This window comes from Bradyrhizobium sp. USDA 4541 (assembly GCF_024171085.1).
In the GTDB taxonomy this organism is placed as follows: domain Bacteria; phylum Pseudomonadota; class Alphaproteobacteria; order Rhizobiales; family Xanthobacteraceae; genus Bradyrhizobium; species Bradyrhizobium australafricanum.
Genome location: NZ_JALJZF010000001.1, coordinates 5,076,679 through 5,091,444, shown reverse-complemented (window position 1 = coordinate 5,091,444; position 14,766 = coordinate 5,076,679). Strand labels below are relative to the sequence as shown.

Below are 14,766 nucleotides of genomic sequence, written 5' to 3'. Positions count from 1 at the left end.
AGAGGCCGATCGTGCCTCGAGCGGGCCGGGCAGCACGGCCGAAAACTAACATATGATACAAATTTCGCTGCTGCCGCAGTGGTCTACACACCCCCCGGTTTTGCCCGCGCCGGGGTTTGTGCTATTTCGAACCTTTCAATTGATGTCCGGTTGTTGGTCGCATGGTCGAACTTGCCCCCCGGAATTCACAAGCCAGCAGCCTGATTGGCGTGCAGCCGATCGCGATCGGCGCCGTGGCGCTGGTGCTCGTGCTGTTCGGAATCGGCTCGATCGCGCTGTGGCGTGCCTACACCGGCAACGTGCCGGAGACCGACCGCATGGTGGCCGCGCGGCAGTTGCAGGCGCGGACCGCGCAGGTCTCCGAGGCCCTGGTGGAAAAGACCAAGGGCATGGAGGCGACCCAGCAGGAATCCATCGACCAACTGCAGGAGGTACAGGACCAGCTGCAGACCATGCGCAAGCAGTTCGCCTTGCAGGCGGCCGATGCCAAGAGGCTCTCCGACCAGGTCGCCGCGCTGACCGAACAGGTCGAGGGTTTGCGCCAATCGCTGGCGAGCGCGCAGGCCAACGAGCCGGCCGCCGAGCCCGCGCCGCGCAAGCGCTCGAAGGCCACCCGTAGCGCCAACCGGAAGCGCCACAGGTCGCGCGGTTGACGCGCCCGCAGACCCCGCCCACCCAAGGTAACCAGCCATAAAAATGCGCCAAATCCCCAGCAAGATCATCATCTAACGGGGAACTTTCGCGCTCGAGGGCTGCCGGCGGCGGCCGATCACGAGTGCCCGTTACCGTGAATTAATCCTGACTTTGTGAACTGGTTCACATATCGGCCTTCGAATCCGAGTCATCTTCGAATGACCGGATGGCGTGAGCCGATTTCAATATCCGGGGCTGGCAAGGTCGTTGACGGTATACTACGTCGACGGCCTTGTTTTTTGGGTCCTTGAATCCCGCTCGGGACCGCCCGACAGGAAAGCTCCGGCTCGAGATCCCGAAGGTGCCCTCGCCGCGCGAAGGATGCAGACCGGCTGAAGAAATACGGCGTGCTCGGCTGACGACTTTGGATGCGCAGCACCGCCGCGGCCAAAGCCGCGGCGAACGGAATTGCCGCCTTATTCGGTGCGATCGCGCAAGGCGGCGCGACCACCTCGCAGCCGCGCAAGCTTCGGCTCGAGCTCGCGGAGCATGTAGATCAGCGCAACGGCGAGGCTCGCAACAACCACCATGAGCAGCAATGTCAGGTCAGGAATGGTCAGCATCTTGGATGTCCTCTGGGCTCGGCTTCAATCGCAGCCGGACCATTGGTTTTCGCGGCGCGCTCACGCACGGACTGCTGCAAGGCGGTGCAAGCTGCATACCAGTGTCCCGAATCCGAAGTTCGCATCATTTGCCGCACCTTCGGAGCGAACTTCGGATTCGATAAGGACACTAGCAAACTTATGATTCTAGTGTGCTTTATGAATGCGAAGTTCGTGAAAGTGGCTGCCGCGAAATCGCACGAACTTCGCATTCAGCACACTAGTGCGCGACAGACAACGCGGCGGCCGGGCATCGAAACGCCGGCCGCGCCGATCATTGCAAGACCATCAGCATGGCGAGCGAACGGACCGGCCATGCGCGAGCGAATGGCTCAATTGCAAACCTGCACCGGCCGAACGCGCCAGCCATACGGTGTCATCACGCCGCGGCGAACGACGTAACAGCCGCCGTAACCGTAGCCGTAGCCGTCGTCATAGCCGTAGCCGGCGTAGTATGGATTGCCGTAGTAGCCGTCATAGTAATCGTAGGCGCCATAGCCCAGCCCGAAGCCGACCGCTGCCGCCGCGAGCGGATAGCCCCAGCCGCCGCCCCAGCCGCGCCGATAGTAGCCACCGTTCCAGCCGCCACCACGCCAGCCTCCGCCGTGCCAGCCGCGGCCGGCCCAACCGCCGCCGCCGATCGCAGCCGACCGGAAGCCACCGCCTCCGCCCATCGCCCGGAATGCAGCGCCGCCGCCGCGGAAGCCGCCACCACCATGAAAGCCGCCGCCACCGAAGCCACCGCGTGCCGACGCAGCATCGACGGTGAACAGACCGACCGAGGCCGTCGCCAGCAAGGCAATCATCGTTTTACGCAACATTACCCGTTACTCCTCTTTTCAAAGGCTTTGTTTTCAAGCCTCCTCCGCCGCGTCCTGCGTATGCTAGCTCAATCTAGGACCGCGGCTTCTACCGCGCGCCTATGTCGCGCTCACATCTGCGCGACCCGCGTTCATCAAAGCACGGCCTTCAGAAGTTAACAGCCGCGGCAGATGCCTTTCGTACGGCGCTCGACTTTTTCGTTCTCGTCGGCGATGGCCTTGTCGACGCTCTCGGTCGTCGTTGCCGATCCGGTGGTAACGCCTCTGCCGGTATTGGGGCCGCCGGAGGATTGCGCGGTCCCGGCGCTGTTGGTCCCGGCCGGCGGCGACGTGGCTTGCGGCGATGTCGGGCTGGCTGACGAAGGGCTGCCGGTCCCGGCGCCGCTCCCGGTACCTTGGGCGACGGTAACCGCGGGCGTCAGCACAATCGCGATTGTCGCGAGCGCGGTGGTGACAGATAATTTGCGCATGGCAATTCTCCCTTGCGGACGTCAACGAGTCCGCAAAACGCCGGTTCCCGCAGGCGTTGGAGCAATACAGTTTGGGAGCAATGCAATTTGCGCAAGCTGATCGAGTTTGACGACGACACTTTCGACAAGCTGAAGCAACTCGGGCGCGACCGGATGGCGACCTTGCAGGAGCTCGCCGACGAAGCTTTCGCCGACCTGCTCAAGAAGCACGGCATTCCGATCGACCTGAAGGATGCGCTGCGCAAGAGCGCAAGACTTCAGGAAGCAACAAGACTTCAACAGGCAACGAGACCCCAAGACGCAGCGAAGCCTCGCACCACGGCAGCGAACGCCGCGCGCAAGCGCGGCCGCAAGCGCTGAGGCCTCAGCCGATCTTCTTCAGTCCCGCTTTGTATTGCGGACCCCTGATCGCGTACGACTTCGCCGGCCTCGACAACGCCTCGGCCTGCGCTGCGTCAAGCGTACGCACCACGCGGGCGGGCGCACCGATGATCAGGGAATTTTCCGGAAACTCCTTGCCCTCGGTGATGACAGAGCCGGCACCGACCACGCTGCCGCGCCGGATCCGCGCACCGTTCATCACGATCGATCCCATCCCGATCAGCACGCCGTCTTCCAGCGTGCAGCCGTGCACGATCGCATTGTGGCCGATGGTGACGTTGTTGCCGATGCTGAGGGGAAAGCCGGGATCGACGTGCAGGGTGGAATTGTCCTGGACGTTGGAGCCCTCGCCGATCTCGATCCACTCATTGTCGCCGCGCAGCACGGCGCCGAACCAGACGCTCGCGGCGGACTTGAGGCGGACCTTGCCGATCACCACGGCATTGTCGGCGATGAAATAGCTGCCGTCGGCGGGAAGATCGGGCGCCTGCCCGTCGAGTTCGTAGATCGCCATTGAGGTCTCCCTGGAGCGTTTTCGAGCGAAGTGGACACCGGTTCGCGTGAAGAAAACGCGTCGAAACGAAAATCCAGAGCTTCGGTTTCTGATTCAATCAGAACCGAAGCCCTGATCGCAGGAGACCTTGGCACGACGGCCGACATGGTTTCAAGCAAGCGCGACCGTGATCGGCCGCGGATCATGATCGGATCAGGCCAGCACGCCCGCAGCGCGCAGCGTCATCACGAAGAAGGTGCCCGACATCAGGCTCCAGAAGCCGGAGATGACGGTTGCCATCATCACGAATTCGAAGCGGCGGCGCTCGATGCGCGCCCCGCGCAGCGTGTTGCGCATGATGATGAACGGTGCGGCGAAGACGAGGAACGGGACCGCGGCGAAGGTCTTCGGCGCGGCGCCCTCCTGCAGCAGACCGAAACCGGCCGGGCGCTCCGCCATCGCCTGGTAACCGTTGGCCAGCGCGCCCGCGAGCGCGAAACCGATCAAGAGCGAGAACAGGGAATTCAAGGTATCGGGCGACATCGGAACTTCCGCTACGCAACAGGCCACCCGCCCTGCTTCGCAGAATTGGCAGCCTGCCGCCACATCATCCTTAAGGAAAGGTTAACCGGACACATCAGGCGCGGCGTTTGCGCATGGCCATTCGGTCCCGGATTCCATTGGTATCGTACGGAAATTCCCCGCTACGTGGCATATTCGGCAGATGATTCGGCCACTCCCGACCTGATCTCAGCCTCGCTCATGACGCTTCTCTCGACCGCCCAGCATCTCGCCCGCGACACCCGCCGCAACCCGCGCGCGCATCTCGTTCCGATCATCGCCTCGGCGGCGATCGCGGCGGGCGCGGTCGCGCTTGTCGCCTATCTGCTGTGGCCGACCTACACGACCATCCCGCCGAGCGATCCGTCGCGGCTGCCGGTGAGCGTCGGCGGCACGCTGTTCAACGTGCCGACGATGGCGGTGCGCATGAAGATCCAGCGCCACTCCGGGCCGCAGGAGCGCGTCGATCTGAGCTTCCTCTATCCGTCGCTGGACGCGCCCGCCGCGCCGAAGCACTACAGCGCCGATACGGTCGATGACAAGGTGCAGCCGATCGACAGGATCTTCGTATCGATCGCGGCGCACCACGATTCACTCGCGCCGGACATGCGCCTGCGCACGATCTATCCGCGCTATCTCGACGAGCGCGCAAACATTGATGACGGCCTGACGGCGCGCGCGTTCCGCGACGGCACGCCCTATGGCGGCGAGGACCTGTTCACCGCGAGCGAGCCGCAGCTGACCGCGCGCTGCACGCGCGACACCTCGACGCCCGGCATGTGCCTGAGTGAGCGGCGCATCGACGGCGCCGACCTGATCTTTCGCTTTCCGCGCAGCTGGCTCGCGCAGTGGCGCGACATCGCCACCGCGATGAACCGTCTCTCCGCGCAGATGCACAGCGCGAAGGGATGACACTGTCATTGCAAGCGGAGCGACGTGTCCGCGAAGGACGGTCGCTCCAGCGCAAAATCGCTCTGCAATTTTGTCGCGAGTTCGTCGTAACGACGTGTGAAGGCGAGGCTGTTCCGCCTTACTCGGCCAGATCCTCTTCCAGGATCGCCATCTGGAACTGGAACGAGCGATCATCGTCCTCGTCGTCGACGAACAGCACGCCGATGAACTCCTCGCCGATATAGACCTCGGCCGAGTCGTCCTTCTTGGGCCGCGGCACCACGCGGATCTTGGGATTGCTGAACACGCGTTTGAGATACGCGTCGAGCTTCCTGACTTCCTGAACGTCCACGGCCGTCTCCAATCGGGTCGATGATTTTCGGGGGAGTTTTAGGACGAGACGGCAAAGATCGCCAGAGCCTTTTCAGGCTTTGGCGACGTGATGTTGCGCACACGACTCTTGCTTGGGCGCTTTTTCGCCGCGATCAGAAAGCGAGTGAAATCAAAGCCCGATCGCGCTGAGCATCTGGTCCATGGTACGCGACGGCTCGGCACAGCCGGCCTCGCCGACGATTTTCGCCGGCACGCCCGCGACCGTGACGTTGTGCGGCACCGGCTTGACCACGACCGAGCCGGCCGCGATGCGCGCGCAATGACCGATCTCGATATTGCCGAGGATCTTGGCGCCGGCGCCGATCAGCACGCCGTGGCGGATCTTCGGATGGCGATCCTCGTTCTCCTTGCCGGTGCCGCCGAGCGTGACGCCATGCAGGATCGAGACATCGTCCTCGATGACCGCCGTCTCGCCGCAGACGAAACCGGTGGCATGATCGAGGAAGATGCCGCGGCCGATCCTGGCGGCCGGGTTGATGTCGGTCTGGAACACGGCCGAGGAGCGGCTCTGCAGGTAGAAGGCAAAATCCTTGCGGCCTTTCTGATAGAGCCAGTGCGCGAGACGGTGGGTCTGCAGCGCGTGAAAGCCCTTGAAGTAGAGCAAGGGATCGATGAAGCGCGAGGTCGCCGGATCGCGGTCATAGACGGCGACGAGATCGGCGCGGAACGCGTTGCCGATATCGGGCTCGTCGCGCAGTGCCTCGCCATAGGTCTGGCGGATCAAATCGCCCGACAGCGCGGCGTGATCGAGCCGCTCGGCAATGCGATGGACTACCGAATCTTCCAGCCGCTCATGATGCAGCACGGTCGCATAGATGAAGGATGCGAGTTCCGGCTCGCGCCGCAGGATGTCCTCCGCCTCGCCGCGGATTCGATCCCAGATCGGATCGAGCGCCGCAAGCTTGCCTCCCTGCGGATTGACCTGATGAACTGCCATAGCTGCTCTCGCAATTCGGTTGTTCTGATGTGCGTTATAGCACGATGGACCCAGCGCGTCCCGGGATGGCTCAGTACGGTAAACCCCAGCCGAACACCCCGGGCCGGCGTCTAGGGCAATTGGTCGGGATTTTGCCGAAATCAAGCCGTGCTTCTGCAACTATTGGCGGATTTCGTCCCCCGTATGGTTTTGGGCATGGTCGGCCCCAATAAAAGGGGGAAACATCATCAATACCCGGAGTTTAGGTGCCCGCCTGACCGACGCGCGGTCGGTCTGGATCGCGACCATTGCCATCCCACTCCTGCTGCTCGCCCCTGCCTTCTGGAACGGCTATCCGCTGCTTCAATGGGATACCGGCGGCTATCTGGCGCGCTGGTATGAGGGCTACCTGGTGCCGAGCCGGTCCACGGTATTCGGCATCTACCTCCATGTCGGCGAGACATCGGATTTCTGGCTCAACCTCGGCATCCAGACCCTGGCGACGCTGTGGATCCTGCAGCTGACGCTGCGCGTGCTCGGCCTCGCCCGGCCGGTCCGGCTGATCGCGATCAGCCTCGCGCTGATCGCAACCACCGCCCTGCCCTGGCTGGCCAGCATGCTGCTGACCGACATCTTCGCCGGCCTTTCGGTGCTCGCGCTCTTCATCCTCATCCTGCACGGCGAACGGATCTCGACGCTGGAGAAGGCGGTGCTGTTCGGGTTCATCGCGTTTTCGGCCGCCACGCACAGCGCGACGCTGGCGGTGCTGCTCGGCCTGTGCTGCGTCGGCTGGATGCTGCGTCCATGGCTCGGGCAGCGCATCCCGTTCGCGGGCCTCGTGCAAGGCAGCCTGACCACCGTCGCCGGCGCGGCGATGCTGCTGGCGGCGAACTTTGCGCTGTCCGGACAGCTGGCCTGGACGCCCGGCGGCTATGGCGTCGCCTTCGGCCGCATGCTGCAGGATGGCATCGTCGCGCAATACCTGCACGATCATTGCGCGACGGAGAAGCTGAAGCTCTGCCCCTATCGCAACGAGTTGCCGCCGACCGCGGACGACTTCCTGTGGGGCCACAGCATGTTCAACACGCTCGGCCGCTTCAAGGGACTGAATGACGAGATGGGCACCATCGTGCTGCGCTCGCTGGCCGAATATCCGGAATGGCAGGCAAAGGCGGCGCTGACGGCAACCGCCGACCAGCTCATGCATGTCGCGACCGGTGAAGGCACCAATGGCTGGATCCCGCATACCTACGGCATCATCGAGCGTTACATTCCCAAACAGGTCCGGCCGATGCGCGCGGCGCGGCAGCAACGCTGGCACCTCGACTTCACCGCGATCAACCGCATCCACGTGCCGGTCGCGCTGGGCTCGATGCTCCTGGTCGTCATCCTGTTCGGCCGCGGACTGTGGCAGCGGCGGCTCGACGATCTGACGTTGCTGGCGGGCACGGTCACGCTCGCCCTGCTCGGCAATGCCTTTGTCTGCGGCGTGATCTCGGGACCGCACGACCGCTACGGCGCGCGCATGGTGTGGGTCGCGACCTTCGTGGTGCTGATCGCGGCCGCGCGCGCCTTCGCCAGGGATGAAGCCGACGATCTATTTTCGCCGCGACAGGAAGTCGATGACCCCGGTCTTGTAGACCTTGTCGCCGACCGCCCGCATGTGATCGCGGTTCGGAATGTCGAGCACCTCCGAACCCGGAATGATCCGGCCGAGCGCTGACGCCGAGCCCGCGATCTCGTCCTTGCTGCCGACCGCGATCAGAACCGGCACGCGGATGCCGGCCGCCTCCTCGCGCGTCATCAGGCGGCGCGAGCCGCGCAGGCAGGCGGCGAGCGCGCGGCGGTCGGAGCGGGTCTGATCGGCAAAGGCGCGGAAGGTACGGCCGACCGGGTCGGTGACATCGTCGAGCGACGGCGCCTCCAGCGCCAGCGCGACCGCCTCGCCGGGGCCGCCGCCCTCGATCAGCCCGATGCCGATCCCGCCAAGGATCGCCGAGCGCACCCGATCGGAATTCTCTCGCGCCAGGATCGCCGTCATCCGCGAGCCCAGCGAATAGCCCATGATGTCGGCGCGCGCGATTCCGAGATGGTCCATCAGCGCAATCACGTCGCCGGCCATGGTCGCGATCTCGTACTGCGCGGCATCGTAGAGCTTGGCGGATTCGCCGTGGCCGCGATTGTCGAGCGCGATCACCCGACGGCCGGCCTTGACGAGATCGGACACCCAGGTCGGGTAGATCCAGTTGACGTTCTTGCTCGAGGCAAAGCCGTGCACCAGCACGATCGGTTCGCCCGCGCCTTCGTCGATAAAGGCAATTTCAACATCGCCGTGATGGAAACTCGGCATCATCCATTCCGTTTGTTCTTGGGATTTGCGATTGGCGATCGACAGGCGACCGCAAGCCTAACCCTGGGCGGGCATACTCGCCAAGGTAGCCTGAGCGGCCATCTGCTGCTTCAGGCGCAGCACCTTGCTTCGTCTGAGCCACCAGGCGGTGGCCCGTTCGGTGGTGGCCTTGATCGACGACAGGAAGCCGAACAGCGCCAGCAGCGCGCCGAACAGCCACATGGTGAGATTGAATGCGCCGGCCGCCAGCAGCAGCGCGCCGCGGCCGAGCAGCTTCAGGATCGCGCGGGTCTGGCCGCCCTTGATCTCGGCTATCCGCGCCGCCCGCGCGATCTCCTTCGGGTTCTCGGCGACCTTCAGCGTATCCCGCGCAGCGCGAACCCCGGCCGCCTCGCCGATGCGCCCGACGTCCTTGGCGACGCGCACCAGCGCGCCGGCCTTCTCGGCGCGGAAGGCCGCGCGGATCGCGGTTGCGGTTTCCACCGGCCGCAGCACCGAGCCGGATGCGACCGCCTCGCGCAGCGCCGGCTGGTCGACCACCTCGCGGGTCGAACGCCCGGCCCATTCGATCATCCCCTCGCTCAGCCGTCCGGCCTTGCGCGTATCCTTGACCAGCGTCAGCCCGGCGCGCAGCGGCCCGGCGCCGCCGACCGACACATAGGTGGCCGCGGTCACCGCGAGCCCGGCGGCCGCGAGGCCGAGCACCAGCTGGTCGGTGTCCTCGCCCATCACGAGGTGCTTGCCCTCGCGCACGACGTCCCGGACATCACCGAATACGAACAGGTCGCCGGCGACCGTGCCGGACAGGCTTGCGACATCGTCGGCATTGCCGGTCACCAGGCCGGTGGCGAAGCCTTTGGCGAAATGAATGGTGGATGATTGCTCGACGCGCGCGTCATCGACGCGCTTTGTGAGATCATCACCAAGTGCGATGTTCTTCTCGCCGGCGAGTTCGACAAAGCTGGCCGCAAGGTCGGCATCACCGGAGGCCAGCGCCGCCTCGATATTGTCGGAGATCAACGCCGGGTTGTTGCGCAGCACGGAATTGAGCCTGATGTCGGCGAGCGCAGCGGGATCGTCCCGCGCCGCCAGCACGGTGCCGGCATCACGGGCGTGCGGCCAAATAGCCGCGCCCACGGCAGCACTTGCTGCCACGCCGACCATCGCCAAGCTGACGCGCACCCGATTCATCCCGATAAAACCTCTAGTTTTATTCGCCTTGGAGATAGTGTGCCGTTTTTGCGACACAACGGCTCCGACCAAAGGAGGGCTTCTCTGGGACGACAAGATTGTGTCGAATTTGCATGAGCAAATGAGCCATCGGGGCTCTAGGAATCAACTGTTCCCGCCAGTATGGTGCGCGGCATTTCGCGATGCCGCATGCTGTTGATTGCGTCTGCCCATCGTTGCCATCAAGGTGAGAATATGTCCGACCACGTCGTCCCGCACTTCCATAACGATGCCGGTGTCTCGGTGATCGAAATCGGATCGCAGGAGTTCATGTGCGTCGGCGCCAACCCGCCGTTCGACCATCCGCACGTGTTCCTCGACCTCGGCAATGACAACGAGATTATCTGCCCGTACTGCTCGACGCTTTATCGCTTCGCATCCGACCTCGCGGCCGGCGAAGCACGGCCGCCGGAATGCGTGCTGAAAGACAAGGTCGCCTGACCGCTCCGTGGCGCTGACGCGAACCGTCATCGTTGCAGGCGCCGGGATCGGAGGACTGACGGCATCGCTGACACTGGCGGCACAGGGCTTTCGTGTCGTCGTGCTGGAGAAGGCCGAACGGCTCGAGGAAGCCGGCGCCGGCATCCAGCTCTCTCCCAATGCCAGCCGCATCCTGGTCGAGCTCGGGCTCAAGGAACCGCTTGCGCGGCGCGCGGTCACGCCTGAATCCGTCAACATCCTGAGCGCGCGGGCCGGTGGCGAGATCGCACGGATGCCGCTTGGCCAGGCCGCCGAGTTCCGCGCCGGCGCACCCTATTGGGTGATCCACCGCGCCGATTTGCAGGCGGCGCTGCAGGCCGCCGCGAGCGACCATCCCGATATCGATCTGCGGCTCGGCTGCCAGTTCGAGGATGTGACCAAGCATGCGCGAGGCCTCACCGTCGTGCAACGCCGCGGCAATTCACGGCAGGAGGAATTGGCCGTCGCGCTGATCGGCGCCGACGGCATCTGGTCGTCGGTGCGCGGGCATTTGTTTCCGGATGTACAGCCGCAATTCTCCGGCCTGATCGCCTGGCGCGGCACGCTGGACGCCACCGCCCTGCCGCGTGAATACACCGCACCGCGCGTCCAGCTCTGGATGGGACCGGACGCGCATCTCGTCGCCTATCCCATCTCGGCCGGACGCCAGATCAACGTGGTCGCGATCGTATCGGGCACCTGGAACCGGCCGGGCTGGAGCGAGCCCGGCGACATCAACGAGATCAAGGCTGCATTCGCCACCGCGCGCTGGCCCGCGACGGCGCGGATGCTGATCGGCGCGGTCGACGGCTGGCGCAAATGGGCGCTGTTCACCCTGCCCGACATCGGCCGCTGGAGCGAAGGCGCGGTGACGCTGCTCGGCGATGCCGCGCATGCGATGCTGCCGTTCGCCGCGCAAGGCGCCGGCATGGCGATCGAGGATGCGGCCGTGCTCGCCAAGGCCTTGAGCGACAGCACCGGGGAAAACACCGCGGGCATTCCCGCCGCGTTGACGCGCTACGCACGGGTGCGGCGCGGGCGCGTGCTGAAAGTGCAGCGCCTGGCGCGACAGCAGGGCCGCATCTATCATTTGCGCGGGCCGGCGGCGATCGCGCGCGATCTGGCGATCCGCGCCATCGGTCCGGAGCGGATGCTGGCGCGGCAGGACTGGATTTACGACTGGCGCGCCTGAGCTCGGCCAATCACGACCGACCCGTCTGGAAACGCAAGCTTAGTGGACGAGGCCCCGTGGCGCGCGCGGGCCCTTCGCCGCCGGCGTGGAAGCCGCGGGGGCCGCGGCCGCAGGCGTGTCCGGCGTGCTTTCATGGCACCTGCCTTTGCGCCAGGCCTCATCCGCCAGCTTCTGCTGGGAGTGGATCGAGATCAGCTCGTTGCGATAGACCATCTCGGAGACGACAGTACCGCCGACGCCGGTCTCCGCCTTGGCCATCAATTTTTCCTGATCCGCCGCGCGGGTCTTGAGATTGCTGCGCTCGTTCTCGAGCTGCTTGCAATCATAAAGCTCGTACTTGGCGGGATCGGCGAATGCCGACGGCACGGTGTCGCCGATCTGCGCGCAGCCGGAAACGCCCGCGGCCGAGGCGAGCAGCGCAATGACGGCCGCCGCGCGCGACAGCTTCAGGCGGCGTGGGAAACGAACGGACATTCAGCTTTCTTAACCGGACAGTGTTGAGATTGCCTAAAGCAGCCACCGGTGTCCGGATTGAGGCTCAATCGCGGCGGCGCGCTGCTTATCCCAGTGCTCGGCCGCCGAGGCAAATGGAATTGCGGGCCGCCGCTTAAGCCTTTGAAAGCTCACCTGTTAGCACCGGATAATGACAATTCCACTCCGCGCCCAAACGCGCTAGAAATCGGCGCGCCTGGCGCAACGCGGACGTGGCGGAACTGGTAGACGCAAGGGACTTAAAATCCCTCGATGGCAACGTCGTGTGGGTTCGAGTCCCACCGCCCGCACCAACCTTCGCATGCCACGCGCACCCGAGCGGGCCAGCGTCGTGTTTTCCGGCTGTGGCGCAGTTCACACACCGCGGTCGCTGTCTGTCGTAGTCTTGCCCGGATTGGAAATTCCGGCCGCGCATTTTCGCGGCTGTTGCATTTCGAAATCAATTTTGGTCGGAGGCGGCGATGGAGATTGCAAACTGCAATCGGATTGCGAAGGGCAATCGGATTGCCAGCGAAACGGCGCGCGATCATGGTGCCTTTACTCTCGAGCATGGCGACGATGCGGCTCATTGCAGCAACGGGCTCGATGCACAGAAATTCCGCGACGCTGCGCCCGACGACCGCGCGATCTACCGGCGATGGATCCGCGGCGCGATCATGGTGTACGGACTGCTCGCGTTTGCCGCTGGAGCGGCGGTCTGGATGAGCGGAACCGGCATCGGACCGACGCAGCTCACGAGCCTGTCGAGCCCAAGCAGCATGACACCAGATCACGGCGATTAGCGGTCGCCGGTTCGGAACCCGTGCACTGCGTATTCGTTGTCATGCCGCAATTGGAGCATGACGATGCCGAACGACGATCCATCCGCGCAGCGCGCAACCGACCAACCCGATCAGCGCAAGGAGCGCCCCTCCCCGCCGCAGCACGCACCACAAGGCGGACCACCGCTCAGCGACGGATTGGAGCAGCTCCGCGACAGCCACACCTGACACGCGACAGCGCGAAAAGAAAATGGCCGGGACAAGTCCCGGCCATTTGTTTTTGCGTCAAGCCGCAAGCTTACTCGGACTTGTCGATATTCCAGAAGATCGGCGTCGCCGGGCCGTCGAGCACACCGGTCAGCGACTTCCGCCACGCGCTCGGAATGGTGTACTGGCCGAGCGGAACGTAGATCACCTGATCGTAGGCCTCGGTCTGGATTTCCGCGGCGATCTTCTTCTTTTCCTCAGCCGAGCCGGCGCGCGCGAACTTGTCACGCAGCTCCTCGATCTTCGGGTCTTCGGCCCAGCCGAACCAGCCGCCATTCTTGCCGCGACCGGTGATCGACGCGTTGACGATCGGATCGGAAACGTCGGCCGCGACCCAGTTGGTGAAGAACATGTTCCAGCCGCCTTCCTTCGGCGGCTTCTGGCTGGCGCGGCGGGTCACCACGGTCTGCCAGTCGGTGGCCTGCAGGTCGACCTTGAAGCCGGCCTCGCGCAACTGCTGCGCAGCCACGACCGGTTGGGCTTTCAACGTCGTGACGTCGCCCGGCGCCATGATCACCACGGGGGTGCCGTCATAGCCGGATGCGGCAAGCGCCTTCTTGGCTTCCGCCAGGCCGTTGCCCTTCACCAGCGTTTCGGCCCCGACGTCGGTCTCGAGCGGCGTGCCGCAGACGAAGAAGGCGCCGCAGATCCTCTGGTACTTGGCGTTGCCGACCAGCGCGTCGAGCACGTCCTTCTGGTTCATCGCCAGGAACGCAGCCCGGCGCACCTTCGGATTGTCGAACGGCGGATAGAGGAAGTTCATGCGTCCGAGGGTCTGGAAGCCGAACTTGTTGAGGACGTCGATCTTGAGATCCGGATTGGCTTCGAGCACCGGCAGCATGTCGAACGGAAGGTTCTCCATGAAATCGATGTCGCCGGATTGCAACGCGTTCACCGCGGTCTGCGCATCGGCCATCGTGACCCACTCGACGCGGTCGACCTTGACCACCTTGCCGCCTGCGGTCCAGCTCGCCGGCTCCTTGCGCGGCACGTAGTCCTTGTTCTTCTCATAGACCGCCTTCACGCCCGGCTGGAATTCCGCCTGCACGAATTTGAACGGTCCGGAGCCGATCTGTTCCGGGATCGGCTTGTCCGGCGGCGTCTCGGCCAGACGCTTCGGCATCATGAACGGCACGCGCGATGACGGCTTGCCGATCGATTCCAGCACGAGGCCGTAGGGTTCCTTCAGCTTCAGCGTGATGGTCTTGGCGTCGGTCGCCTCCAGGCTCGCGACGAAGTCCATCAGCTTCTGGCCCATGCCGTCGACCTTGCCCCAACGCTGCAGCGAGGCGACGCAGTCTTCCGCGGTGACCGGCGCGCCGTCGTGCCACTTCAGACCGTCGCGCAGCGTGAACGTGTAGGTCAGCTTGTCGTCGGAAACCTTCCAGTCCGCCATCTGCGGCTGGATCTTGAAATTGGAATCCGTCGCCAGCAGCGTGTCATAGATCATGTAGCCATGATCGCGGGTGATGTAGGCCGTGGTCATGATCGGATCGATGACGCGCAGATCCGAGTGCATCACCGCGGTGATGGTCTTGCCCGCGGCCATCGCCTGCGGCGCGAATGACAATTCCTGCGGCGCGAACGACAGCGCGAGCGCCGTCAACGCGGCCGCTAGCGTGCGGTGTTTCCAACGCGAGATAGGGAACATGCAATCTCTCCTGACGTGTAACTGGTCAAAGCCGGCTTATTCGTTATGCATGTGGTTCGTTATTTAGGCGAACTAACATGCTGTATGGCTTGTGAAATCGAGACTTGCACCAAGCGCCAAGCGCGTCAATCGGTTTCAGGTCG

18 protein-coding genes, 1 tRNA gene and 1 pseudogene are annotated in these 14,766 nt (G+C 64.5%); 9 read left to right on the top strand and 11 right to left on the bottom strand.

What is annotated here, in order from left to right; genetic code table 11:
- Positions 1-161: 161 nt before the first annotated feature.
- The gene (locus J2R80_RS24000) at positions 162-653 is read left to right on the top strand and encodes a hypothetical protein (RefSeq protein ID WP_225160275.1); all 492 of its coding nucleotides are present in this window, start codon (positions 162-164) and stop codon (positions 651-653) included.
- Positions 654-1,109: 456 nt separating this feature from the next.
- Here J2R80_RS24000 and J2R80_RS23995 read toward each other — a convergent pair whose 3' ends face one another.
- From J2R80_RS23995 to J2R80_RS23985, 3 genes are all read right to left on the bottom strand, one after another.
- On the bottom strand, positions 1,110-1,256 hold the full coding sequence (locus tag J2R80_RS23995; RefSeq protein ID WP_253639508.1) for a hypothetical protein: 147 nt from the start codon (positions 1,254-1,256) through the stop codon (positions 1,110-1,112).
- 371 nt (positions 1,257-1,627) lie between these two features.
- A complete protein-coding gene (locus J2R80_RS23990) occupies positions 1,628-2,116 on the bottom strand; it encodes a hypothetical protein (RefSeq protein WP_253639507.1) in 489 nt (162 codons plus the stop codon).
- 155 nt (positions 2,117-2,271) lie between these two features.
- Entirely contained in the window at positions 2,272-2,586 is a 315-nt protein-coding gene (locus J2R80_RS23985) for a hypothetical protein (RefSeq protein WP_057019070.1), read from the bottom strand.
- A gap of 87 nt (positions 2,587-2,673) precedes the next feature.
- On the opposite strand from J2R80_RS23985, the gene J2R80_RS23980 reads away from it, so the two are divergent.
- A complete protein-coding gene (locus J2R80_RS23980) occupies positions 2,674-2,946 on the top strand; it encodes a hypothetical protein (RefSeq protein ID WP_253639506.1) in 273 nt (90 codons plus the stop codon).
- Between the two features lie 4 nt (positions 2,947-2,950).
- Here the strand turns inward: J2R80_RS23980 and J2R80_RS23975 are convergent, their stop codons facing one another.
- Positions 2,951-3,481: a gamma carbonic anhydrase family protein gene (locus J2R80_RS23975; RefSeq protein ID WP_028336118.1), complete on the bottom strand. Its 531-nt coding sequence runs from the start codon at positions 3,479-3,481 to the stop codon at positions 2,951-2,953.
- 192 nt (positions 3,482-3,673) lie between these two features.
- Positions 3,674-4,003, bottom strand: coding sequence for a DUF6949 family protein (locus J2R80_RS23970; RefSeq protein WP_028336117.1), 330 nt, complete (start codon positions 4,001-4,003; stop codon positions 3,674-3,676).
- Between the two features lie 219 nt (positions 4,004-4,222).
- On the opposite strand from J2R80_RS23970, the gene J2R80_RS23965 reads away from it, so the two are divergent.
- Positions 4,223-4,933 (top strand): hypothetical protein, encoded by a 711-nt coding sequence (locus tag J2R80_RS23965; protein ID WP_253639505.1) that lies wholly within the window; start codon positions 4,223-4,225, stop codon positions 4,931-4,933.
- 118 nt (positions 4,934-5,051) lie between these two features.
- On the opposite strand, the gene J2R80_RS23960 is transcribed toward J2R80_RS23965, so the two are convergent.
- Together J2R80_RS23960 and cysE are read right to left on the bottom strand one after the other, a co-directional pair.
- Positions 5,052-5,264, bottom strand: coding sequence for a DUF3126 family protein (locus J2R80_RS23960; RefSeq protein ID WP_021077729.1), 213 nt, complete (start codon positions 5,262-5,264; stop codon positions 5,052-5,054).
- A gap of 150 nt (positions 5,265-5,414) precedes the next feature.
- Complete coding sequence (gene cysE / locus J2R80_RS23955; protein ID WP_092089661.1) at positions 5,415-6,242, bottom strand: serine O-acetyltransferase; 828 nt, start codon at positions 6,240-6,242, stop codon at positions 5,415-5,417.
- 208 nt (positions 6,243-6,450) lie between these two features.
- Here cysE and J2R80_RS23950 point away from each other — a divergent pair.
- A pseudogene (locus J2R80_RS23950) lies at positions 6,451-7,815 on the top strand (hypothetical protein); the annotation flags it as partial.
- A 3-nt stretch (positions 7,816-7,818) separates the two neighbouring features.
- Here J2R80_RS23950 and J2R80_RS23945 read toward each other — a convergent pair.
- Complete coding sequence (locus J2R80_RS23945; RefSeq protein WP_141341163.1) at positions 7,819-8,571, bottom strand: alpha/beta fold hydrolase; 753 nt, start codon at positions 8,569-8,571, stop codon at positions 7,819-7,821.
- A gap of 57 nt (positions 8,572-8,628) precedes the next feature.
- The gene (locus tag J2R80_RS23940; RefSeq protein WP_253639504.1) at positions 8,629-9,762 is read right to left on the bottom strand and encodes a hypothetical protein; all 1,134 of its coding nucleotides are present in this window, start codon (positions 9,760-9,762) and stop codon (positions 8,629-8,631) included.
- 234 nt (positions 9,763-9,996) lie between these two features.
- Between J2R80_RS23940 and J2R80_RS23935 the strand changes: the two genes are divergently transcribed.
- Together J2R80_RS23935 and J2R80_RS23930 are read left to right on the top strand one after the other, a co-directional pair.
- The gene (locus tag J2R80_RS23935; protein ID WP_018272338.1) at positions 9,997-10,242 is read left to right on the top strand and encodes a zinc-finger domain-containing protein; all 246 of its coding nucleotides are present in this window, start codon (positions 9,997-9,999) and stop codon (positions 10,240-10,242) included.
- 7 nt (positions 10,243-10,249) lie between these two features.
- Positions 10,250-11,452: an FAD-dependent monooxygenase gene (locus tag J2R80_RS23930; RefSeq protein ID WP_253639503.1), complete on the top strand. Its 1,203-nt coding sequence runs from the start codon at positions 10,250-10,252 to the stop codon at positions 11,450-11,452.
- Between the two features lie 39 nt (positions 11,453-11,491).
- Here the strand turns inward: J2R80_RS23930 and J2R80_RS23925 are convergent, their stop codons facing one another.
- Positions 11,492-11,926, bottom strand: coding sequence for a hypothetical protein (locus J2R80_RS23925; protein ID WP_057019078.1), 435 nt, complete (start codon positions 11,924-11,926; stop codon positions 11,492-11,494).
- 224 nt (positions 11,927-12,150) lie between these two features.
- Between J2R80_RS23925 and J2R80_RS23920 the strand changes: the two genes are divergently transcribed.
- From J2R80_RS23920 to J2R80_RS23910, 3 genes are all read left to right on the top strand, one after another.
- Positions 12,151-12,237 (top strand) — tRNA-Leu (locus J2R80_RS23920).
- A gap of 168 nt (positions 12,238-12,405) precedes the next feature.
- On the top strand, positions 12,406-12,726 hold the full coding sequence (locus tag J2R80_RS23915) for a hypothetical protein (protein WP_253639502.1): 321 nt from the start codon (positions 12,406-12,408) through the stop codon (positions 12,724-12,726).
- A gap of 63 nt (positions 12,727-12,789) precedes the next feature.
- Positions 12,790-12,933 (top strand): hypothetical protein, encoded by a 144-nt coding sequence (locus J2R80_RS23910; protein WP_156436404.1) that lies wholly within the window; start codon positions 12,790-12,792, stop codon positions 12,931-12,933.
- A gap of 70 nt (positions 12,934-13,003) precedes the next feature.
- On the opposite strand, the gene J2R80_RS23905 is transcribed toward J2R80_RS23910, so the two are convergent.
- Positions 13,004-14,623, bottom strand: coding sequence for an ABC transporter substrate-binding protein (locus J2R80_RS23905; protein WP_057019080.1), 1,620 nt, complete (start codon positions 14,621-14,623; stop codon positions 13,004-13,006).
- Between the last annotated feature and the right edge of the window lie 143 nt (positions 14,624-14,766).